This is a genomic window from Verticiella sediminum (assembly GCF_007558815.1).
Taxonomy (GTDB): domain Bacteria; phylum Pseudomonadota; class Gammaproteobacteria; order Burkholderiales; family Burkholderiaceae_B; genus Verticiella; species Verticiella sediminum.
Genome location: NZ_VLTJ01000041.1, coordinates 111157 through 133196, shown reverse-complemented (window position 1 = coordinate 133196; position 22040 = coordinate 111157). Strand labels below are relative to the sequence as shown.

At 69.2% G+C, this 22040-nt stretch carries 22 protein-coding genes and 2 pseudogenes; 10 read left to right on the top strand and 14 right to left on the bottom strand.

From position 1 onward, the window contains the following. Positions 1-79: 79 nt before the first annotated feature. Positions 80-352 (bottom strand): oxidative damage protection protein, encoded by a 273-nt coding sequence (locus FOZ76_RS24240; protein ID WP_143950868.1) that lies wholly within the window; start codon positions 350-352, stop codon positions 80-82. A gap of 266 nt (positions 353-618) precedes the next feature. Here FOZ76_RS24240 and FOZ76_RS24235 point away from each other — a divergent pair, with 266 nt between their 5' ends. Continuing rightward, positions 619-1644, top strand: a complete 1026-nt coding sequence (locus FOZ76_RS24235) for an ABC transporter substrate-binding protein (protein WP_143950867.1) — start codon at positions 619-621, stop codon at positions 1642-1644. A gap of 164 nt (positions 1645-1808) precedes the next feature. Next, positions 1809-3278: an amidohydrolase family protein gene (locus FOZ76_RS24230; protein WP_246129747.1), complete on the top strand. Its 1470-nt coding sequence runs from the start codon at positions 1809-1811 to the stop codon at positions 3276-3278. 62 nt (positions 3279-3340) lie between these two features. Here the strand turns inward: FOZ76_RS24230 and FOZ76_RS24225 are convergent, their stop codons facing one another. Then, positions 3341-4246 (bottom strand): LysR family transcriptional regulator, encoded by a 906-nt coding sequence (locus tag FOZ76_RS24225; RefSeq protein ID WP_143950865.1) that lies wholly within the window; start codon positions 4244-4246, stop codon positions 3341-3343. A gap of 223 nt (positions 4247-4469) precedes the next feature. Here FOZ76_RS24225 and FOZ76_RS24220 point away from each other — a divergent pair, with 223 nt between their 5' ends. The 5 genes and pseudogenes from FOZ76_RS24220 to atzD all read left to right on the top strand — a co-directional run. Further along, a complete protein-coding gene (locus tag FOZ76_RS24220; protein ID WP_143950864.1) occupies positions 4470-5327 on the top strand; it encodes a cysteine hydrolase family protein in 858 nt (285 codons plus the stop codon). Then, entirely contained in the window at positions 5324-6364 is a 1041-nt protein-coding gene (locus FOZ76_RS24215) for an ABC transporter substrate-binding protein (protein ID WP_143950863.1), read from the top strand. Before FOZ76_RS24220 ends, FOZ76_RS24215 begins: the two co-directional genes overlap by 4 nt. Positions 6365-6375: 11 nt before the next feature. Next, a complete protein-coding gene (locus FOZ76_RS24210) occupies positions 6376-7167 on the top strand; it encodes an SDR family NAD(P)-dependent oxidoreductase (protein WP_143950862.1) in 792 nt (263 codons plus the stop codon). A gap of 10 nt (positions 7168-7177) precedes the next feature. After that, positions 7178-8635 carry a dihydroorotase gene (locus FOZ76_RS24205; RefSeq protein WP_143950861.1) on the top strand — a complete coding sequence of 486 codons (1458 nt, stop codon included), beginning with the start codon at positions 7178-7180 and terminating at the stop codon, positions 8633-8635. Beyond that, positions 8632-9705 (top strand): annotated as a pseudogene (gene atzD, locus FOZ76_RS24200) (cyanuric acid amidohydrolase); the annotation flags it as partial. The gene FOZ76_RS24205 and the pseudogene atzD, both read left to right, overlap by 4 nt. Before the next feature lie 52 nt (positions 9706-9757). Here atzD and FOZ76_RS28410 read toward each other — a convergent pair. After that, a complete protein-coding gene (locus FOZ76_RS28410) occupies positions 9758-9808 on the bottom strand; it encodes a hypothetical protein (RefSeq protein ID WP_425473348.1) in 51 nt (16 codons plus the stop codon). Here FOZ76_RS28410 and FOZ76_RS24195 point away from each other — a divergent pair. Genes FOZ76_RS24195 through FOZ76_RS24185 form a run of 3 tightly spaced genes read left to right on the top strand, consistent with a single transcriptional unit; the run spans position 9792 to position 12024 of the window. Further along, the gene (locus FOZ76_RS24195) at positions 9792-10622 is read left to right on the top strand and encodes an ABC transporter ATP-binding protein (RefSeq protein WP_143950859.1); all 831 of its coding nucleotides are present in this window, start codon (positions 9792-9794) and stop codon (positions 10620-10622) included. The genes FOZ76_RS28410 and FOZ76_RS24195 overlap by 17 nt on opposite strands. After that, positions 10619-11404, top strand: a complete 786-nt coding sequence (locus tag FOZ76_RS24190; RefSeq protein WP_143950858.1) for an ABC transporter permease — start codon at positions 10619-10621, stop codon at positions 11402-11404. Before FOZ76_RS24195 ends, FOZ76_RS24190 begins: the two co-directional genes overlap by 4 nt. Further along, complete coding sequence (locus FOZ76_RS24185; RefSeq protein ID WP_143950857.1) at positions 11401-12024, top strand: LOG family protein; 624 nt, start codon at positions 11401-11403, stop codon at positions 12022-12024. The genes FOZ76_RS24190 and FOZ76_RS24185 overlap by 4 nt, the downstream gene beginning before the upstream one ends. Before the next feature lie 121 nt (positions 12025-12145). Here the strand turns inward: FOZ76_RS24185 and FOZ76_RS28065 are convergent. The 11 genes and pseudogenes from FOZ76_RS28065 to FOZ76_RS24130 all read right to left on the bottom strand — a co-directional run. After that, positions 12146-12331: pseudogene (locus FOZ76_RS28065) on the bottom strand (DUF3830 family protein); the annotation flags it as partial. Positions 12332-12792: 461 nt separating this feature from the next. Further along, complete coding sequence (locus FOZ76_RS24175; RefSeq protein ID WP_143950855.1) at positions 12793-13767, bottom strand: isopenicillin N synthase family dioxygenase; 975 nt, start codon at positions 13765-13767, stop codon at positions 12793-12795. A 36-nt stretch (positions 13768-13803) separates the two neighbouring features. Next, entirely contained in the window at positions 13804-14640 is an 837-nt protein-coding gene (locus FOZ76_RS24170) for a TauD/TfdA dioxygenase family protein (protein WP_143950854.1), read from the bottom strand. Positions 14641-14702: 62 nt separating this feature from the next. Further along, a complete protein-coding gene (locus FOZ76_RS24165) occupies positions 14703-15443 on the bottom strand; it encodes an ABC transporter permease (RefSeq protein ID WP_246129746.1) in 741 nt (246 codons plus the stop codon). Further along, positions 15440-16195, bottom strand: a complete 756-nt coding sequence (locus tag FOZ76_RS24160; protein ID WP_143950852.1) for an ABC transporter permease — start codon at positions 16193-16195, stop codon at positions 15440-15442. The genes FOZ76_RS24165 and FOZ76_RS24160 overlap by 4 nt, the downstream gene beginning before the upstream one ends. A gap of 44 nt (positions 16196-16239) precedes the next feature. Next, positions 16240-17256 (bottom strand): ABC transporter substrate-binding protein, encoded by a 1017-nt coding sequence (locus FOZ76_RS24155; protein ID WP_143950851.1) that lies wholly within the window; start codon positions 17254-17256, stop codon positions 16240-16242. A 66-nt stretch (positions 17257-17322) separates the two neighbouring features. Then, positions 17323-18165, bottom strand: coding sequence for a TauD/TfdA dioxygenase family protein (locus tag FOZ76_RS24150; protein ID WP_143950850.1), 843 nt, complete (start codon positions 18163-18165; stop codon positions 17323-17325). 45 nt (positions 18166-18210) lie between these two features. After that, positions 18211-18984 (bottom strand): class II aldolase/adducin family protein, encoded by a 774-nt coding sequence (locus FOZ76_RS24145; RefSeq protein ID WP_246129745.1) that lies wholly within the window; start codon positions 18982-18984, stop codon positions 18211-18213. An 8-nt stretch (positions 18985-18992) separates the two neighbouring features. Further along, a complete protein-coding gene (locus FOZ76_RS24140; RefSeq protein WP_246129744.1) occupies positions 18993-19910 on the bottom strand; it encodes an ABC transporter ATP-binding protein in 918 nt (305 codons plus the stop codon). After that, positions 19907-21160: a M20 family metallo-hydrolase gene (locus FOZ76_RS24135; protein WP_143950848.1), complete on the bottom strand. Its 1254-nt coding sequence runs from the start codon at positions 21158-21160 to the stop codon at positions 19907-19909. Before FOZ76_RS24135 ends, FOZ76_RS24140 begins: the two co-directional genes overlap by 4 nt. After that, positions 21157-22038 carry an alpha/beta fold hydrolase gene (locus FOZ76_RS24130; RefSeq protein WP_143950847.1) on the bottom strand — a complete coding sequence of 294 codons (882 nt, stop codon included), beginning with the start codon at positions 22036-22038 and terminating at the stop codon, positions 21157-21159. Before FOZ76_RS24130 ends, FOZ76_RS24135 begins: the two co-directional genes overlap by 4 nt. Positions 22039-22040: the final 2 nt, after the last annotated feature.

Sequence of the window (22040 nt, the reverse complement as noted above, 5' to 3'; positions counted from 1 at the left end):
AAGGGCTGGCACCTCGCGGTGCCAGCCCTTTTTCTCGGCCGTCGATGCCACGAACGCGGCATCGCGCCTGCCCGCAGACTCAGTTCGACGGCGGCACGTAGCCCTGGGCCTCGACCGCGCCGTCCTCGAAGAGGTGGCGTTCCATCTGCTGCGCCAGGTACTTGCGCGCGCGGGCGTCCGCCAGGTTCAGGCGGTTCTCGTTGACCAGGCGCGTCTGCACGCCGACCCACTCCTGCCAAGCCTCCTTGGAGATGCTCTCGTAGATGCGTTTGCCGAGCTCGCCCGGGTAGGGCGGAAAGTCCAGCCCCTCGGCCTCGCGCTTGAGCTTCACACATTGAACCATGCGTGCCATGCGGTATTCCTCAGCGGTTGATTGCGTTGGGGCGATTGTAACCGGGGCGGGCGGCGGCGCCGGCCATGAAAGGCGAAAGGCCTTCTTCGCGCCTGTGCCGGCCGACGGCATTCCCCTTGTCGTGCGGTAGGCGGTTTCGTTGCCGTACCGGCAACGGATGGTGCCTCAAAAGGTCGCGCACTGCGATATCGATCCGGCACGGTCCCTGCACGTCTGCAGCCGGGCGCACCACACGAGTGCGCGATGACCCAGGGAGATATCCACACATGTCGATCAACTTACGTCGCCTCGCCGCGGGCATGGCGTTCACCTTGCTGGCCGCCGCCCAGGCCGTGGCCGCCCCCACGCCCGTGCGCTTCGTCCTCGACTGGAAGCTGCAGGGCGTGCACGCCTGGTACTACCTCGCCGAGGATCGCGGCTACTTCAAGGACGAGAACCTCGCGGTGCGCATCGATCAGGGCGACGGCTCGGCAAACACCGTGACCAAGGTGATGGCGGGGGTGTATGACGCAGGCTTCGGCGACGTGAACGCGATCATCCAGAACGCCGCCACGCGGCCGCAGGAAGCGCCGGTGATGGCGTATCTGATCTACAACCGCGCGCCCTTCGCGCTGGTGACGCGCGCCGACAGTCCGATTCGCTCGCTCGAGGATCTCGAGGGCCGCAAGCTCGGTTCGCCCGCCGGCGGGGCGGCGATGCGCATGTTCGATACGCTGGCTGCGCTCAACGGCATCGATGCCGGCAAGGTCGAGTGGGTCAACATGGCGCCGAATCTGCAGGAGCAGATGCTGCTGCGCGGCGAGGTCGATGCCTCGGCCGTGTTCTCGGTGACGAGCTATGCCAACCTGCTCGGCATGCGCCAGGACCCGGACCAGGGCTTTCGCTGGTTCCACTACGCCGACCACGGCGTCGAGCTGTACGGCAACGGGGTGATGGTGTCGCGCAAGCTGCTGGCCGAGCAGCCGGCGGTCGCTGCCGGGCTGATCCGCGCAATCCATCGCGGCCTGATGGACACCATTGCCGATCCCGACGCGGCGATCGAGGCCCTCGCCAGGCGCGAGCCGCTGATCGACCGCGAGATCGAGAAGGAACGTCTGCGCTACACCCTGCAGAACGTGGTCTTCACCGACGAAGTGCGCCGCATCGGCCTGGGCGACATCGACGACGCGCGCATGCAGCGCGCGATCGCGCAGGTGGTCGACGTGTTCGGACTGCCGGCGACGCCGACGGTGGACCAGGTGTTCTCGCGCGCGGCCCTGCCGCCCCGTGATGCCCGGCTGGTGGCGCCATGAGCGCCACCGCCCGGCCGCCCGAAGGTGGCGCTTCCTCCCGCGGGGAGGTGGTCGCGCAGCGACCGGAGGGCAGTCCGGCCTGCGCCACCGCCCGGCCGCCCGAAGGTGGCGCTTCCTCCCGCGGGGAGGTGGTCGCGCAGCGACCGGAGGGCAGTCCGGCCTGCTTGGGCCAATCCGAGTTCGCGTGGGCACTGGCCGATCCGGGAAGCGCCCCGGCGCAGGCCGATGCCCGCCTGCGCTGGGCCGACGGCCGCATCGTGGCGCTGGAAAGCGCGCCCGGTGCGGTACCCGGCCCGCGCCGGCTGGTGTTGCCCGCGCTCGCCAATGCCCACGATCATGCGCGCACCTTTCGCAGCGCGACGCTGGGCGCCTGGGGCCATCCGCTGGAAAGCTGGCTGCCTTACCTCGGTGTGCTGCCCGCACTTGATCCGTACGCCAGCGCCGCGACCTCGTTCGCGCGTTCGCTGCGTCACGGTGTGGTCGACCTGATGGTGCACTACACCCGCGTGCAGGGCGGTCTGCCGTATATCGAGGAGGCCGAGGCCGTGGGGCGTGCGGCCCGCGATGTCGGGGTGCGCATCGGCTTTGCCGTCGCCATGCGCGATCGCCAGGGCATCGCCTACGCACCCGACGACGCCGTACTCGCGCGGCTGCCGGCGGGCATGCGTGGCCCGGTGCGCACCCGGCTGGCCGCGCCGGCGCTGGACGTGGCGAGCCAACTGGCCCGCGTCGACGAGGTGGCGGCCGCCTGCGAAGCGCCCCATATGCGGGTGCAGTACGGGCCCACTGGCGTGCAATGGTGCAGCCAGGCCCTGCTCGAAGGCATTGCCCGTGCCTGCGCGGAACACGGCAGGCCGGTGCACATGCATCTGCTCGAGACGCGCTATCAGCGCGAGTGGGCGGACGTGGCCTATCCGCAGGGCGTGGTGCGCCACCTGGACGCGCTCGGCCTGCTCACGCCCAGGCTCACGCTCGCGCATTGCACCTGGTGCCGGCCCGACGAGCTGGCCTTGCTCGCCGAGCGCGGCGTGACGATCGCGGTGAATACCAGCTCCAACCTCGCGCTGCGTTCGGGCGTGGCGCCGGTGCAGGCGATGCTGGCGGCCGGCTGCCGGGTTGCGATGGGGCTCGACGGCCTGGCCTTCGACGAGGACGACGATGCGTTGCGCGAGATGCGGCTGGCCTACGCGCTGCACCAGGGCACGGGCTTCGATGCGGCGATGAGCCCGGCGCAGGCCTGGGCCTTCGCGGCGCGGCATGGGCGGCGCGCCGTGCGAGGCGTGGACGACGGCGGTGGCGTGCTGGCGCCCGGCGCGCCTGCGGATTTCCTCGTGCTGGACTGGGACGCACTCGACGACGACGCCTTGTGGCCGGACATCGAACCGTGGCATCTGTTGCTCGCCCGCGGGCATGCCGGCTATGTGCGCGAGGTCGTGGCAGCGGGCCGTGCCGTAATGCGCGACGGGCGGGTCGTCGGCGTGGACGAGACGTCCTTGCGCGCCGAACTGCTCGCGCAGGCGCGAAGCCTGTTGGCAAGCGACGGGCAGGCAGGCGCGTGGCGCTCGACGCTGGATGCGCTGGCCGGCGAACTGGCGGGCCTGTACCGGGGCGGCATGCACTGCGGCTGCTGTTGAGCAAGAGGGGCCGCGGACGCACGGCCGTGCGCCGTATGGCATTCCCCTGCCGTGCCACGGGCCTACAGCCAGCGTCCGCCGGGCTCGCCGAGCATCTGCTGCAGGTGTTCGGCAAAGGCGTGCGCGACCACCGGCAGGGTGCGCTGGCGCAGACGGGCGAGCACCAGGTTGCCGCGCGGAAAGCCGCGGTCCTCGATCTCGCGCGCGACGAACTCGCCGGTGCGGTCGAGCGCACCCACGGCGATCTGGAACGACACGGCCTGCTCATGGCGCAGGTAGCTGCGCAGGAACTCGAAGGAATTGCTCTCGATGGCGGGCGACAGGCGCAGCGACGAGCGCGCGATGAAGCGCTCGAGCAACTGGCGTCCGCCCGTGTCGCGGTTGGGCAGCACCAGCGGATAGGCCATGCAGTCGCGCAGGCGCAGCGATGCGCTCGCCGCCAGTGGGTGGCTGTGGTGCAGCAATGCCACCAGCTTCTGCTCGTATTCGGCGAGAGGCTCGATATCGGCTTCGGGCGTCGGGTTGAACACCAGGGTCAGGTCGGTCGCGAAGTCGCGCAGCGCCTGCATGGCATGCACGCGGTCGGCGATGTCCGCCTGGAAGGCGACCAGCGGGTGGCTCACGCGAAAGCGGGCAATTGCCTCGGGCAGCAGGCTGGGCGCGAGCGCCTGGCTGCAGGTCACGCGCACGAGGCCGCGGCGCATGCCCTTCAACTCCTCGATCTCGGAGCGCACGCGCTCCAGGTCGGCTGCGCGGGTGCGGATGTAGGCGACGAAGGCTTCGCCGGCGGGGGTCAGCCGCATGCCGCGCGGCAGCCGCTCGAAGATCGGTGAACCGAGTTCGTCCTCCAGATCCTGGATGCGGCGGATCACCGCCGAGGGCGCGACATGCAGACGCTCGGCGGCCTGGCGCACCGAGCCGGCCCGGGCGACTTCGTCGACGTAGCGCAGAAAGCGTAGATGGTTCATGTCCCAACTTGAAAAGGCGGCCGGACTGGCCGCCGTTGCCGACTGCTTGCAGAAAGGATGCCAGTTGGCATCGTGCGCCTGCCGGGCCGCGGCCGTCGGCCGCCCGCAAGGCGAGCCGCGCCCCCAGGACTGCCTATGCCGTTGCCTATCCGGCAACGAGAGGTCGCCGAAAAAGCACGAAGGAAAAACGCTGCATGGCATGCGTTTCGCATTGATGTCGGCCATGAGCAAACGATCCCGTTCCCTTTCCGGCACCGAAGCCACGCCCTTCGTCTATGGCGAGACGAACGGTCGCGCCTGGCGCCAGCAGGGCGAACGCATCGATCTGGTGCGTCGAACCGTGCGTCCGCGTATCACCGTGGTGCGGCATGCCCAGGGTGAGGTCGCGTTCGACCTGCGGCGCACGGCGTTGGCGGTGATCGACATGCAGAACGACTTCTGCCATCCGCGCGGCTGGTTCGGTGCCAAGGGCATCAGCGTGCGGCCCATGCGCAAGCCCATCCCGGTGCTCGCGCGCGTGCTGCCCGCCTGGCGGGCCGCCGGCGGTACCGTGATCTGGCTGAACTGGGGTGTGCGCGCCGACCTCGCCAATCTGCCGCCTTCGGTGCGCTACAAGGGCAAGCGCCAGCCCCAGGCCATCGGCTATGCCGAGCCGGTGCCCGGCACCGGCGGCCGCGCCGTGGTGCCGGGCGAGTGGGGCGCGCAGGTCGTCGACGAGCTCGCGATCGACCCGGCCGACCTCACCGTGTTCAAGCACCGGCTGAGCGGCTTCTGGGACAACGAGCTCGATTCGATCCTGCGCGTTCGCGGCATCGACACGCTGGTCTTCGCCGGCGTCAATACCGATCGCTGCGTCTACGGTTCGCTGCAGGACGCCGCTTATCTCGGCTACGACTGCCTGCTGCTCGCCGACGGCTGCGGCACGCCGTCGCCCGCCTATGTCACGCGGGCCATCCATTTCCTCGTGCAGCAACTGCACGGTTTCGTCATCGACAGCGACGCGCTGCTCGACGGCCTGCCGGCCGAAGGCGCCCGCCGTCCCGCCCCCAAAGCATCTTTTTCCTCCAAGGAGCAAGCATGAGCGTGTTCTCCCGACTGGCCGCGCGTAGCGCGGCGCTGGGCCTGGGCCTCGGTATCGCCTTCGGCGCGGTTGCGCCGGCGGTGGCCGCCACCGACATCAAGATGGTCCTCAACTGGAAGTACCAGGGCCCGCAGGCCTGGTTCTTCATGGCTCAGGACAAGGGCTACTTCAAGGACGAGGGGCTGAACGTCACCATCGACCAGGGCGAGGGCTCGGCTGCCTCGGTCATCAAAGTGGCGAGCGGCGCCTACGACGCCGGCTTCGGCGACGTCAATGCGCTCATCGACATGGCGGCCAAGCGGCCCGAGTCGGCGCCGGTGGCGGTGTACATGATGTACAACACGCCGCCCTTCGTGATCGCGGTCAAGGCCGACAGCCCGATCAAGACCCCCAAGGATCTCGAAGGCAGGACCGTCGGCGGCCCCGCCAACGATGCCGCCCTGAAGCTCTTCCCGGTGTTCGCCAAGACCGCCGGCGTGGATGCCGGCGCGGTGAAGATCTCCAACATGGCGCCCAACCTGCGCGAGCAGATGCTGCTGCGCGACCAGGTCGATGCGGTGTTCGGCTACATCAACACGGTCGCCTTCTCGGCGCGCCTGGTCGGGCTGGACCCCGACAAGGATCTGCGCTTCATCAAGTACGGCGACCACGGCATGGACCTGTACTCCAACACCATCGTGTTCTCGCGCAAGTTCGTGCAGGAGCACCCCGAGGCGGTGAGCGGCCTGCTGCGCGCGGTCAACCGCGCACTGAACGAGACGGTGGCGGACCCGGACGCCGCCATGGACTACGTGATGAAGCGCGAGCCGCTGCTCAACCGCGAAATCGAAAAGGAGCGCCTGCTCGCCACCCTGCAGGTCGAAATGAACCACCCCGAGATCAAGACCATCGGGTTCGGCGACGTCGATCCCGAGCGCTTGAAGCGCACCATCGCCGTGGGCGTGCAGGCCAACGAGCTGCCGCGCACGCCCGAGCCCGGCGAGATCTTCGACAACCGCTTCCTGCCCGCCCGCGACCAGCGCGCGAGCAGCCTCTGAGGAGTACCGACATGGATCTGCAACTGCGCGACAAGGTCGTCGTCATCACCGGCCCGGCCAAGGGCATGGGCCGGGCCATCACCCTGGCGTTTGCGGACGAAGGCGCCCACCTGGTGCTCGCAGGCCGCGATACCGGCGCGATCGAGCCCGTGGCTGCCGAGGCGCGCACACGCGGCGTGCGCGCCATGGTGCTCGCCTGCGACCTGACCGACGGCGAACAGACCGAGGCGCTGGCCGCCCGGGCGCGCGAAGCCTATGGCCGCATCGACGTGCTGGTCAATGTGGCCGGCGGCTCCGGGCCGATCGGCAAGACCGGCTGGGAGACGAGCGCGGACGAGTTCAACGAGATCGTCGAACTCAACATGACGGGCTGCTTCAACACCATGCGCGCGGTGCTGCCGGCGATGATCGCGCAGGGCGGCGGCAAGGTCGTCAACGTGGGCGGCACCTTCGGCATGCGCGGGCGCGCGGGCCGCATGGCCTATTCGGCGTCCAAGTGGGGCCTGCGCGGCATCACCAAGAGCTTCGCCCTGGAGGCCGGGCCGCACAACGTCAACGTCAACCTGGTCGCTCCCGGCATGGTCGACGGCCCGCGGTTTCGTGAAAAGGTTTGCGCCAACATGGCGAAGACGCTGGGCATCAGCCTGCAAGAGGCCATGCAGCGCCATGCCCAGGAGTATGCGCTGCGCCGCGTGACCGAGGACGTGGACGTGGCCAACGCCTGCCTTTTCTTCGCGAGCGATGCCTCGCGCCAGATCACCGGCGCGGACCTGGCCGTCGACGGCGGCTGGGCCCACCTGTAAGGAGTCGAACATGAAAACCGTAGACATGGTGATCCGCGGCGGCAAGGTCGTATCCTCTCAGCGCATCGTGCAGGCGAGCGTGGCGATCGACGAGGGCCTCGTCGTCGCCGTCGGCGGCGACGAACTGATGCCGCCCGCGCGCGAGGAGGTGAACGCCGACGGCCTGTACGTGCTGCCCGGCGCGATCGACAGCCATGTGCATTTCCGCGACCCGGGCTATCCACACAAGGAGACCTGGAAATCCGGGTCGGCCGCGGCCGCCTGCGGCGGCGTGACCACGGTGTTCGACATGCCGAACACCAGCCCGCCCACGGGCACCGTCGAGGCCCTGCAGATGAAACTGAAGGCCGCCGAATCGTCCTACGTGGACTTCGGCATCCATGCGCTGTTCGGCGACGACACGGTGGATCATCTGGAGGCGCTGCTCGAGGCCGGCGCGACCAGCTTCAAGGCCTTCGTCGGCAACACCTTCGGCAACCTGCCCGCGCCCACCGACGGCTGCCTGCTCGAAGGCTTTGAGAAGCTTGCGCCGCTGGGCATCCGCACCACCGTGCACGCGGAGAACTCCTCGATCATGGCGCGCCGCACCAGCCACCTGAAGGACTCGGGCCGCACCGACCCGCTCGCCCACCTGGCCGCGCGCCCGGCGGTCGCCGAGATCGAGGCCATCGGCCGCGTGCTCACGCTCGCCGAATGGACCGGCGCGCGCGTGCACATCGCCCACCACAGCGCGGCCGACTCGCTCTACGTGCTGCGCGACGCCAAGCGGCGCGGCGTGGACGTCACGGTCGAGACCTGCCCGCAGTACATGCTGCTCAACACCGGCGACATGCTGCGCCTGGGCGGCGTGCTGCGCGTGAACCCGCCGGTGCGCGAAGCGCGCCACAACCAGCCGCTCTGGGACGCCATGATGGAAGGCGTGATCGACATGATCGCGACCGACCACGCGCCCCATGCCCCCGAGGAGAAGACGCGCCCCAACATCTGGGAATGCGACTGCGGCTTTCCCGGCGTCGAGACCCAGATGCCGCTCATGCTCACCGAAATCAACCGCGGGCGCGCCACGATCATGGACTACGTGCGCTGGAGCGCCGAGGCGCCGGCCAAGGCCTGGGGTCTGTGGGGCGTGAAGGGCATCGTCGCGCCCGGTGCGCATGCCGACATCGCCATCGTCGACATGGACCGCCGCGGCGTGCTCTCGGAGAACCGCCTGCGCTCGATCAGCCGCATCTCGCCCTGGCACGGCCGCACGGTGCAGGGCTATCCGCTGCACACCATCGTGCGCGGCCGCTTCGTCATGCGCGACGGCGAACTGGTCGAGAACGCCGCCGGCTGGGGCAAGTCGGTCAAGGGCGTGCAGCGCATGCCCGAGCCTAAGGTGCGGCACGCCGACACCTTCGTCAAGGCCATCACCGACCCCGAAGCCGCGGCCCGCGAGGCGGCGGCCGCGGCCGAGGAGCTGCAATGAGCGAGCTCCCGCGTTTCGGCGCGGCGCAGCACGTCGAGGTGTTCGTCGTGCCGTGCAGCGGCCCGGGCGACCTCTCCGGCGTGCAGGCGCTGGTCGAGGCCGGCCGCCTCGCGCCCGCCGACATCGTCGCCGTGATGGGCAAGACCGAGGGCAACGGCTGCGTCAACGACTACACCCGCGAGTATGCCTCGGCCTCGTGGGCGGCCTTTCTCGCGCCCCACCTCGGCTGCACGCCGGCCGAGGCCGAGGCCCGTGTCGGCCTGGTGATGTCGGGCGGCACCGAGGGCGTGCTCTCGCCGCACTTCACCGTCTTCACCCGGCAGCCTGCGCGCGCCGATGCGCCACGCGGCAAGCGCCTCGTCGTCGGTGTGGCCCAGACGCGGGACTTCGCGCCCGAGGAGCTCGGCCGGCGCGCGCAGATCGACGCCACCGCGGACGCGGTGCGCGCGGCCATGGCCGACGCCGGCATCGCGAATGCGGCCGACATGCATTTCGTGCAGGTTAAGTGCCCGCTGCTCACCGCCACGCGCGTGCAGGACGCGCTCGGCCGCGGCGCTGCGCCGGTCACGCGCGACACTTACGAATCCATGGGTTACTCGCGCGGCGCCTCGGCGCTCGGCATCGCGCTCGCTCTCGACGAACTCGACGAGGAACGTGCCGCGGCCCTCACCGACGCGGCCGTGCTGTCGGACTGGCGCGCGTTCTCGGCGCGCGCCTCGGCATCGAGCGGCATCGAACTGCTGAACAACGTCGTCGTCGTGCTCGGCGAGGCCGAGGGCGCGACCTCGCCCTACGAGATCGCGCACACCGTCATGCGCGACGCGGTCGATGCGGCCGCCGTGCGCACGCTGCTGCGCGAGCGCTTCGATCTGGACGCCGACCGCGATGCCGACGCGGTGCGCGAACGCCTCGTCAACCTGCTCGCCAAGTCCGAGGCCGATCCGACCGGCACGGTGCGCGGCGCGCGCCACACCATGCTCAACGATTCCGACATCAACGCCACCCGCCACGCGCGCGCGGCGGTGGGCGCGGTGCTCGCCTCGGTGGCCGGGCGCACCGCACTGTACGTGTCGGGCGGCGCCGAACACCAGGGGCCGCCCGGCGGCGGCCCTGTCGCAGCCATCATGCGGATCCCCCTCGCGGCCGAAGGAGCGTCATGAACCAGCCTTTCATCGAACTGTCAGACGTCGTCGTGCGCTACGGCGGCGACGGCCGCGGCACGCTCGCGCTGTCCAACACCAACCTGCGCATCGACGAGGGCGACTTCGTCGCGCTGGTGGGCCCGAGTGGCTGCGGCAAGTCCACTATCCTCAAGCTCGTGTCCGGCCTCATCAAGCCGAGCTCGGGCGGTGTCTTCCTGGCCGGCCGCGAGGTCGCGGCCAACCGGGTCGGCATCGGCCTCGCGTTCCAGAACCCGACCATGATGCCGTGGCTCACGATCCGCGAGAACGTCATGATCCCGCTCAAGATCGTCGAGCCGTACCGCAGCGAGTACGCCCGCAAGAAGAAGGGCGAGTTCGCCGATCGCGCCGACGCCATGCTCGCCAAGGTCGGCCTCGCGGGCTTCGGCGACAAGCGGCCCTGGGAGCTGTCCGGCGGCATGCTGCAGCGCGCGTCGCTCTGCCGCGCGCTGGTGCACGAGCCGCGCCTGCTGCTGCTCGACGAGCCATTCGGCGCGCTGGACTCCTTCACCCGCGAGGAGCTGTGGGAGATCATGCAGGACCTCTGGATCGAGACGCGGCCCACCGTGCTGCTCGTCACCCACGACCTGCGCGAGGCCGCCTATCTCGCCAACCGCATCTGCGTCATGACTGCGCGCCCGGGCCGCATCCTGGAGGACCGCGACGTGCCGTTTCTGCGTCCGCGCACGGTCGAGATGAGCTACGACCCCGACTTCGCCGCCCTGGTCCAGGCGATGCGCCGCCGCATCGCCGAGGCCCGCACCGAGGGTGGCGTGTCTCTCGCCGATACCGGAGCCGCCGCATGAACCACCTGTCCGCCAAGAATCGCCAGCGCGTGCTGTCGCTGGCCGTGCTGATCGGCTTCTTTCTGATCTGGGAAGTCGCGTGTCTGGCCACCGGGGTGTCCGACCTCATCCTGCCGCGCCCGAGCCAGATCGCCTCGGTGCTGTTCCAGCGCATGCCGCTGCTGTGGCCGCACACGGTGCAGACCCTCTACACCACGCTCTTGGGCTTCTTCCTGGGCGTGCTGGTGGGCATCGTCCTCGGGGTCATCGTCGGCTCCTCACGGCTCGCCTACAACGTGGCGTATCCGCTGCTGGTCGGCTTCTCCAGCATCCCGAAGGTCGCCGTGGTGCCGATCTTCGTCGTGTGGTTCGGTGCCGGCACCGTGCCGGCCGTGCTGACCTCCATGGTGATCAGCATCTTCCCGGTGGTGGTGAACGTCGCCACCGGCCTGGCCAACACCGAGCCCGAGCTCGAGGACGTGCTGCGCGTGCTGGGCGCCAAGAAGCGCGACATCCTGTGGAACGTCAGCCTGCCGCGCGCGCTGCCGTATCTCTTCGCGTCGCTCAAGGTGGCGATCACGCTGTCGTTCGTGGGCACCGTGCTGTCGGAGTCGGTCGCGGCCAACCGCGGCATCGGCAACGTCATGATGATCGCGAGCGGCAACTTCGACGTGCCGCTGGTGTTCGCCGGCCTCTTCATTCTCGCTATCATGGGCGTCGGCCTCTATGCCATCTCGTCGTTCGTCGAGCGGCGCATGACCGGCTGGGCCCAGCGCAAGAACGAGATCGCCGCCACCTCATGACCGAAGCTCTCTCCTCCACCCCCCCGCTGCGCGCCGTCGCCGTCTTCTGCGGCTCGAACTTCGGCGTGTCGCCCGAGTATGCCGACGCCGCCCGCGCCCTCGGCCGGGCGCTCGCCGTCCGCGATGTCACCCTCGTCTACGGCGGCACCACCAAGGGCCTGATGGGCGTGCTCGCCGACGCCGTGCTCGAGGCGGGCGGCGGCGCGGTCGGCATCATCAACCAGCGGCTGTTCGAGCGCGGCCACCTGCACCCGGGCCTGCCGGTGCACGAAGTGGTCGCCGGCATGCGCGAACGCAAGGCCCGCATGGCCGCGCTCGCCGACGCCTTCATCGGCCTGCCGGGCGGTCTGGGCACGCTCGAGGAACTCTTCGAGGCGGCTACGCTGACCCAGCTCAACGACCACGTCGGCGTACCGGCCAAGGCCTGCGGCGCGCTCAACGTGCGCGGCTTCTACGACCCCATGCGCGCGCTGCTCGCGCATGCGGTGGACGAGGGCTTCATGAAGGCCGAGCACCGCGACATGATCGTGTTCGAGGCCGACCCGGAACGCCTGCTCGACGGCCTCGCCGCGTGGCGGGCGCCCACCGTCACCAAGTGGATCGGCCAGCCGGGGTCGTAGGCCATCAAGAGAGGCCCGCTGCCGGGGTTGGGGTCTGACCCGCGGGGTCAGACCCCATCCGCGCAGCGCGCGCTGCCCACAAAGCAATGGGGTCGGACCCTTCGGTCAGACCCCGTCGTCGTTCGTGGCCGGGGCCGAGCTTGAAGTCGCCGAGCGGGATCCAGCAGCCTTCGCCGCTCCAGCGCACGTGGATGATGCGTTGCCGGTAGGGCAGGAGCTTCTCGAAGGCGGCGACGGTCAGGGGCGCGTCGGGATGGGTCTCGGCAACGAACTGATGACCGGCGGTGGTGATGCGGATACGGCTCATGACGGGATGCGAAATGTGGGGAGAATCGAGGCGGGAATGAGGCCGGCCATGGTGTCACGCCGTAGACGGGGTCTCGCCTGGGGCCTGCGGGGCTGATCGCTGCGGGCCGGGGGGGGGGGCTGACCCAAGGGGCCGGACCCCAACGGCGCAGCCGGTGCCCGCACGGATCTCAATCCACCAGGAACTGGAACCTCATCGTGCGGGCCTGGTAGTACAGGCCGCCGTCCTGCACGATCAGGAAATCGGCGCGCCGATCGCCGCCATCGACGGCGCGGCCGCTTCAGCGCCAGAAGACATAGCGTTTCTCCAGGAGACTGGCAGTGGCGAAGAGGAGCAGACTCGCGGCCGAGGCGACGAAGATCACGGCCCAGACCTGGATGAAGTCGATCTGCAGCACCGACTGGTGGAGGGTCCGGCCCAGGCGAGCATGGGAGGTCTCTTGAGCAAGGCCCGCGCAGCGCCTATCCGGCGTAATTGGCCTCCATGCGGGCAGCGATGTATTCGCCATACCGGATCGGCGGATAGCGGCTGTCTCGCCCGTCCACGAAGGCTTCGAAACATTCGATCACCGCGTCGGGACTGGGGTCGAAGAAATAGGCGATGGAATAGCGGTCGCGATCGGGCGAGCGGTTCAGTACCCGGTGGGCGGTAGACACGTAGCGGTCGTTGGTCCAGCGCGCCAGTGCGTCTCCGATGTTGATGACGAAGGTACCCTCGCGGTAGGGCGCCTGCAGCCATTGCCCGTCCTTGGCCTGGATCTCCAGTCCGCCCACGCTGTCCTGCGCAAGAATGGTCAGAAAGCCGAGGTCGGTGTGCGGCGAGATGCCGAAGCTGCCCTCCTCGGGAGCTGGCTGCGGCGGATAATGGATCATGCGCAGCGAGGTGATCGGCTTGTGGAAGAACTGCGCGAGGTAATCCGGGCCGGCGCCGATGGCGCGCGACATCAGGCCGACCAGACGCATGCCGAGCGCGCGCAGTTCGCGCTCGTATGCCTGCACTGCAGGCTTGAATTCCGGATAATCCTCCGGCCATACGTTGGGTCCCTGCAGAGGGTTGCCGGAGAGCAGGTCGGGGTCGTCCGGCGCCAGTTCGTGGCGTACGGTGAAGGCCTCGAGCTGGTTGGGTCGCGCCGCCGGCGCAAAGCGGCTGGTGCTCTTGAGCGTGTAGCCGGCCACGGGCGTGTAGCCCCGGTGAAAGCGGTTGCGCTTGACCTGCATCTTGCGATCCAGGGGCAGGGCATGGAACTCGCGGTTCTTTGCGAACGCCTCGCGTATCACGCCGGCATCCACGCCGTGATTGGCGATGTAGAAGAAACCGATGTCTTCGCAGGCCTGGCGGATCTGCGCCGCCACGCGTTCGGCTGCATCGCCGCCGGCCAAGGCTGGAAGGAGGTCGATGACGGGGACGGCGGCGTCCGAGGGTTTGAACGTGCTCATGGTGACTCCGGCTGAGGAGGATCGGGTGCGGACGCCTTATCGCGGCACTTCGCCCTCGATCAGGGTGCGGTAGATCAGGCGCCGCTCGTGTTCGCGGTCGTATTCAGTGGCGGTGTGCAGCAAGCCGCGGTTGTCCCAGACCAGCAGGTCGCCGGCCCTCCACTGGTGGCTGTAGCGGAACGTCTCGCCGATGCTGAAAGCGAGCAGTTCGTCGTGGATCTCGCGGCCGATGTCGGTGCCGTCGGCGTCCAGCACCGTGACCACGTCGTTGCCGCCCAGGTACAAGCCCTTGCGTCCGTTGACAGGATGGGTGCGAACGAGCGGGTGGCGGGTTGGCGGCGTGCGCGCCAACTGTGCCTCGGTCAGGGGCTCCACATTGCTGCGGCGCGCATACAGCTTGCGGTAGTCGCGCAACACGCTGCAGCCCTGGAGGCGTTCGCGCTGCGCCTGGGGCAGCGCGTCGTAGGCCGCATACAGACTGGCGAAATCGGTGTTGCCGCCCTCGCGCGGCACCTGTACCCCGTACAGCACCGTATAGGCGGTCGGCCGCTCGAAATACGTGAGGTCGGTATGCCAGCCAAAGCCCTCGCGCGGATTGCCCAGGGGGCGGCCGTTCTCGACGATATTGGAGTGGACATAGATTTCCGGGTGTTCCGGCAGCGTCCACTGGGTGAGTACGTGGTGCTGGAATGGTCCCAGCCGTGCGCTGAACGCGACAAGCTCGGGATGGCTCAGCGTCTGCCCGCGAAAGCAGACGACGCCGTGGTCGGCGAGTCGGGCCTTGACGTGTTCGAGCACGACGGGCGTCATCGCGCGCACGTCGAAGCCGTCGATCGCAATGCCCATGACCGGGGACAAGGGCGTTTCGTGCATGTCGGTTCTCCTGGAGAAGCAGGACGGGCCAGCCGGCGTCGTCCGGAATGCCTGGGCCACGGTCAGTGCCACCAGACGAGTTTGCGATCGATCCAGACATGGACCGCGTAAAGCAGCAGGCTGGCCCCGGACGCGAACAGGACGCAGGCCCACAGCCGCAGATAGTCCATCTGCTGGGTGGCTTCGAAGATCATCCAGCCCAGGCCGCGATAGGCCCCGAGCATCTCGCCCAGGAGTGCCACGATCATGCAGCGCGCGATGCCCAGGCGCATGCCGGTGACCACGGACGGCATGGCGGCGGGCAGCAGCAGCCTGTAGAGGATGGCCGGCCGGCTGGCACCGAAGCTGCGCAGCAGATTGACTGCAGCGGCATCCGGCTGTCTGAGGCCGTGCAAGGTGTTGAGCAGTACGATGAAGCTGACGGTCAGCGTCACGATGGTTATCTTGGACGCCGGCCCCATGCCGAACCACAGCAGGGCAAGGGGTGCGAACGCGACTACCGGCACCGCGTCCACCGCCACCGCCACCGGAAGAAAGCCGCGCTCGAATGGCGGGAACAAGTACATCAGTACGGCCGTGGCGATGCCGATCAGCGTGCCCAGCACGAAGCCGGTCAGCGCCTCCGCGCCGGTGACCATCAACCCTTGAGCGAGGGCAGGCCAGTCGCGCAGCAGACGCGCCAGAATGTCGAACACCCGTGGCAGCACGAAGGGTTCGATGGCGAACAGGGCGATCGCTCCTTCCCAGCACAGCACCAGGAGCGCCAGCCCGCCGATCACGGGCAATACGCGGTTGTCGTTCATGCGCGCCCCTGCCACCAGATGAACCGTCGCTCCAGGGCCGCGATGATGCCGTACAGGCTGGCGCCCGCCGTCCCGCAGGCAAGCACGATCAGCCATAGCCGCGTCACCTGCTCGTTGTACATGGCCTGTATCAGCATCGCCCCCAGGCCCACGGTCGCACCGAACCATTCGCCGACGATGGCGCCGATCAGGCTGAGCGATATGCCCAGACGCAGGCCGACCATGATGGTCGGTAGCGCGGTCGGCAGCTTCAGCCGCAGGAACAGTTGCGCGTCCGTCGCGCCGAAGCTGCGCAGCAGGCCCACTTTCTCGGCATCGCATGCCTGCAGCCCGCGCAGGGTGTTGACCGTCACCGGAAAGAACGTCAGGTAGAACGCGATCGCCACCTTGGCCATCAGGGTATTGCCGAACCAGATGACGACCAGTGCGCCGAACGCGATGACCGGTACGGTCTTGGCCGCCACGAACAACGGAAAGAACGCGCGCTCGGCCATCCGCACATGGGCGAACAGCACGCCGCAGGCGAACCCGAACGCCGCGCCCAGCAGGAAGCCGAGGACGGCCTCGAGCAGGGTGTGGCCCAGGCTGGTGGCAAGCAGACCGCGCACCGACCAGGCATCCTGGAAGATCACCGACAATGCCGGCAGGTAGTACCCTGGGACGTCGAGCACGCGCACAGCGCTCTCCCAGGCCAAGGCCAGGCCGAGCACCGTGATGAGCAGGTGCCGAGCCGAACGGAGGGAAGTTTTCATGGAAGGGGCTCCGGGAAGGGCGTCGGGCGTGCCGCCGTCGCTGACTAGCGCACCTTGTACGCAGCGGGCGCGGCATCCCAGAAGCGAGTGTCGACGGCTTTGCCGAGGTCAACCTCTCGTTCCAGGGCACCGTAGTCGAGCAGCATCTGCTGCACCGAAGCCAGCGTGTCCACGTCGATCACGCCGAGCCCGCGGGTGCTGCCCTGGCCGGCGTACATCAGCTTCTCGATCTCGTCGAGCATGAGTTCCTGGTGGCGCCGGTCGAGCCCCGGTGCGGCCGCCATGACGATGTCGACTGCCTCCGCCTTGTTCTCGAACGCGTACTTCCAACCCTTCAGGGTGGCGTCCAGGAAGGCCTGCACGACCTCGGGTTTGTCGGCGACGATGCGCTCGGAGGCGATCACGACGTCCTGCGGCGAGCTCACGCCGTAGTCTTCGGCCTTGAACAGCACCAGATCGGTGACGCCTTGGGTCTGCAGCGCGATCAGCGAGTTGTAGACGTTGACGGTGGCGACGTCGAGTTGGCGATTGACGAACTGGGTGGTGGTCGCCGGCTGCGGCACGATGGTCAGCTCGGACTGCTTGATGCCGGCCTTGGCGAGCACCGAGTAGAGGATGTACTGCGCGCCGGTGAACCACGTGGATACCCGCTTGCCGCGGAAGTCCTCGATGGAGTCGATGCCGGAGTCCTTGAACGCAACGTACATGTTCGGCGTCTGCTGCAGGTTCATGCCGATGCCGACGATGGGCAGACCCTTGGCGCGGCTGTGCAGCAGGCCCTCGCTGCCGCTGGCCAGGCCGAACTGGTCGCTGCCGGACGCCACCAGCGTCTCGACGTTCAGGTTGGGGCCGCCCGGATTGATCGTGAGATCCAGTCCGGCGTCCGCGTAGAAGTTCTTTCCTTGGGCGACGTAGAAGCCGGCGAACTGTGTCTGCGGCAGCCATTTCAGGCGCAGCGATACCTTCTCGGCAGCCGTGGCCGCGGTCGGGCCCGCAGCCAGGACGAGCGCCAGGGCACACGCCAGCGCCGAAACGCAGCGGCGAACGATGTCGTCTTTCATGATGCCTTCCTTTGGGTGAATGCGCCCTGTGGGGCGCGCTGAACGTCGGCGGATCCGGGGTGGCCGTCAGAATGGACGACTGCCGGCTACGGTGGTGCGGTGCATGATGCGGCGGTACTTGCTGTCGTCATAGGGCGTGGCGCAATGCATCGTCGCGCGGTTGTCCCACAGCACCAGGTCGCCCTGGCGCCAGACATGGCGGTAGACGAAGGCTTCGTCGATGGCGTGCGCATTGAGTTCAGCCAGCAGGGCATCGCCCTCGGCCTGCGGCAGGCCCTCGATGCGGCTGACGATGTCCTGGCCGACGTACAGCGAAGGCCGTCCGGTAACGGGATGGGTTCGCACCACCGGATGCACCACGTCGGGAGTCCTCGCCTTCTGCTCATCGGTGAGGGGCGTCCGGTCGGCAAAGGCCTTGCCGTAGTAGCCGGCATACGAATGGGTCGCCCGCAGGTGGCGGATGCGCTCGCGCAGCGCCGGCGGCAGGCCGTCGTAGGCCAGGTGCATGCTGGCGAACAAGGTGTCGGCGCCGACCGGCGGTACTTCCACTGCGTACAGCAACGAGCCCATGCTCGGCTCGGCCACGTAGGACAGGTCGGAGTGCCAGTTCCAGCCCTCCTTGTGATTGCCGATGGGCTTGCCGTCCTGCGTGACATTGGACAGCACATAGATCTCCGGCAGGCCGGTGGTGAGGTATTGCTTCAGCACGTGCGTGAGCAGGGGGCCGAAGCGCCGGCTGATCTCGACGTGGCGTTCGGGCCTGAGCCGCTGGCCGCGCACCAGCAACAGAGAATGCTGGTCGAGCAGACCGATCATGTCGTCGATGACCTCGTCGCTGTGCGGCGCGGCAAGGTCGAGATCGAGAATTTCGAGGCCGAAGCCCTGATGCAGGGGACGGACGTTGAGCATGTTGGCTCCTGAGTCGGGAGTCGTTGGACGGAAAGCGGCCGCGGTTCAGTCGCGGTAGGACGGGTCGAGGCGGTCCAACTGGCGCAGGAACGCCGGCCATTCGCGCTCGCCGGCGACGAGGATGTCGCCGTGGCCCTCCCAGAACTGGCGGGCGGCGCGCTCGCACACGGCGTGCGGCGGCGTGACGATGGGGCCGGCCGCGCCCGCCGCGGCGGCCTGCATGGCGAGCTGGATGCGGGCGGCGCGCTCGAAGTAGTACAGCAGCATGAAGGCCTCGCCCGGCGTGCGGCCGAGCGTGAGCACGCCGTGATTGCGCATGACGAGCACGCGGTGCTCGCCCAGGCTCGCGACCAGGCGCTGGCGTTCGTCGAGGTCAATCGCCACGCCCTCGTAGTCGTGAAAGCCCAGGCGCTGGTAGAAGCGCATCGCGAATTGCGAGAGCGGCAGCAGGCCTTGCTCCTGGGCTGACACCGCGATACTCGCATCCGAGTGCGTGTGCAGCACGCAGGCGGCGTCCTTGCGGCTGGCGTGGATGGCACCATGGATCACAAAGCCCGCGACGTTGACCTCGTGTGGCGAGTCGTCGAGTTTCCTGCCCGCGAGGTCGATGCGCACCAGGCTCGAGGCGGTGATCTCCTCGAACAGCAGGCCGTAGGGGTTGATGAGGAATTCGTCGCGGGCGCCCGGCACGCGCAGCGAGATGTGGTTGTAGATGAGGTCGTCCAGGCCCAGGCGAGCCACCAGCCGGTAGCAGGCGGCAAGCGCGACCCGGGCTTCCCATTCGGCCGGGGCGATGCCGGCCGGACCCATGGCATTCATGATCCCGTTCATGCCGTCCCCGCGGGTTTGTCGCTGGTAGTGAACGACTTCATGCTTTCCTCCTCGATGGCGTCGAGCAGGGTGCGCTTCAACGCGATGAATTCGGGCGAGGTGACGATCTCGGGGCGGCGCGGGCGCGGCAGGTTGACGGGCTGCTCGAGCTTGACGCGCCCGGGGCGGGCGGTCATGACCATCACGCGGTCGCCGAGAAAGAGCGCCTCGTCGACGTCGTGGGTGATGAAGAGAATCGTGCGCCGGTGCTTCTGCCAGACGTCGAGCAGCCAGCGCTGCATCATGCTGCGGGTCAGCGCGTCGAGCGCGCCGAAGGGTTCGTCGAGCAGCATCAGGTCGCGCTTGAACATGAAGGTGCGCATGAGCGCCACGCGCTGGCGCATGCCGCCGGACAACTCGTGCGGGTACCGTTGCTCGAAGCCGGTGAGGCCGAACTCGGGCAGCATGGCGAGGGCTTGCCTGCGCGCATCTGCGCGGCGCACTCCTTCGAGCTCGACGGCCAGGATCGCGTTGTCGATCACCGTGCGCCAAGGCAGCAGCAGATCTCGCTGCGGCATGAACGCGACCCGCCCGAGCAGATCGCGCGCGCGGCTGGGCTTGCCCAGGAAAGCGAGGCTGCCCCCCGCGTCCGGCTCCTCGAGACCGGCCACGATGTTGAAGAGCGTGCTCTTGCCGCATCCGCTCGGGCCGACCACGGTGATGAACTCGCCGGGCCTGATCGCCACGCCGAGATCGTCCAGCGCCTTCACTGTGCCGAAGGTCTTGCTGATGCCGCGCAGCGCGAGCAGCGGCTGGCGCTCGGCGGTGTCGGCGTAGTCGGCGAGGTGGGCCACTTTCTCGGCCTGGGGCATGGCGGGGGTTCCTGGGGGCGGTTGGGAGGGGACGGCGCTCGGGACGAGGGCGGGGCGGTTCATGCGGCATCCTCCTGGGCAAGGCCGGCAAGCACGTCGGCGAGCACGCGGGTGCCGGCGACCAGGTCGGCCGGCTCGGCATGCTCGGCCTCGTTGTGGGTGATGCCCGCGCGGCAGGGCACGAAGATCATCGCGGCCGGACACATGGCATGCAGGTAGCGTGCGTCGTGGCCGGCGGCCGAGGGCAGCGCCAGGTGCGGGATGCCGAGCTTGCGCGCCGCGGATGCGAGGCGCGCGCGCATCGCGTCTGGAAAGGTGAGCGAGTCGGCCGCCGACAGGCGCTCCACGCTCACCTCGCAGGGGCCGGCATGGGCCTCGCACACCGGGCGCACGCGCTCGCCGAGCGCGCGCAGCGTGGCCGAATCGGGATGGCGAAGGTCGATCGAGAACACCGCCCGGCTCGCCACCACCGACGGCGCGTTGGGCGAGACCTCGAAGCGGCCGACCGTGAAGCGGGCGACGTCGGCTTGGTCGTGCAGGACGGCGGCCAGCGCCTGCACCATCGCGGTGGCGGCGAGCAGGGCGTCGCGGCGTTCGGCGCGGCGGCTGGTGCCGGCATGCGCGGCCTCGCCCTGCACGGTGACGCGAAAGGTGTGCTTGCCCTGGATGCCGGTCACCACGCCGACCGGCATGCCCTCGCGCTCGAGGACCGGGCCTTGCTCGATGTGCGCCTCGACGAAGGCGTGGACCGCGCCGCCCAGCCCGCGCCGCGGGACGTGGGCGAGCGCCGGCTCGCAGGCCGCGAGCGCCTCGGCCACGCTCACGCCGTCGGCGTCGCGGGTGTCGAGCACCGCCTGCAGCGGGCGCTCGCCCGCGAACACCGCCGAGCCCATCATGCCGGGCGCGAAGCGCGATCCCTCCTCGTTCATCCAGGCGACGGCCTCGACCGCGCGCGCCGGCGCGAAGCCGGCGTCGCGCATCGCCTCCAGCACCTCGAACGCGGCCAGCACGCCGTACACGCCGTCGAAGCGGCCGCCGGTCGGCTGGCTGTCCAGATGCGAGCCCGACAGCACCGGCGCGAGCCCGGGGCGCGCGCCGGCCAGGCGCACGAAGAGGTTGCCCGCCGCGTCGCGCGACGCGGCAAGCCCGCGCTCGGCGCCCCAGGCGGCGAGCTGCGCCTGGGCGGCGGCGTCCTCGGCCGACAGCGCCTGGCGGTTCACGCCGCCGCGCGGCGTGGCGCCGATGCGCGCCATGGCTTGCAGGCGCGCGAGCAGGCGCTCCGGCTTCACGTGGGCGGAGAGGCGATCGCTCATGACGTCTTCATGATCTCGCCGGGCAGCGAGCGCGGGTCGCGGGGCGGCCACTTGTCCTGCTCGACGGTGGCGAGGAAGTCCGAGACGAACTGGTTGAAGAGCGCCGGCTCCTCGATGTTGAGCGTGTGGCCGGTCTTGGGCAGCACCAGCAGGCCGCTCGCCGGGATGGTCTTCTTCATGAAGATGCCCGGCTGCAGGCAGTGGTCGTCCTCGTCGCCGACCACCACCAGGGTCGGCGCGGTCATCGTGCGCAGCTCGGCCTCGAGGTCGTAGATCGAGGGCCGGCGCGCCTGCACGCCGCGCATGGTGAGCGCCGAGCCGATCGAGGAGTGCTCGCCGAGCTCGCGCGCGAAGGCTTCCCAGCCGCGCGGATCCTTGACCTGGAACACGATGCGCGAGGCCGCCTGGGCGTAGACCTTGGCGAATACCGGCGCGCCCAGCTCTTCGAACTGGCGCGCGACCTCCATCGAGACGCCGCGAAAGTAATCCTCGTATGCCTTCTCGGCACCGTAGCCGGCGCCGGCCACCACCAGCGAGCGCGCGCGGTCGGGGTGGCGCAGGCCGAAGTGCAGGGTGGCGAAGCCGCCCATCGACAGGCCGACGATGTGCGCCCGGTCGATGCCCAGGCCGTCGAGCACGTCGACCATGTCGTCGACCGCGATGGCCTGCGAGTAGCGCTCCGGGTCGGTGGGCACGTCCGATGGCGGATAGCCGCGCGCGCTGTAGGTGATGCAGCGGTAGCGCCGGGTGAAGTAGCGCATCTGCGGCTCCCAGCTTCGCCAGTCGCCGCCGAACTCGTGCACGAAGAGGATGGGGGTGCCGCTGCCGGCTTCCTCGTAGTGGAGGGCGGTGCCGTCGCGGGCGGTGATCGTGGGCATGG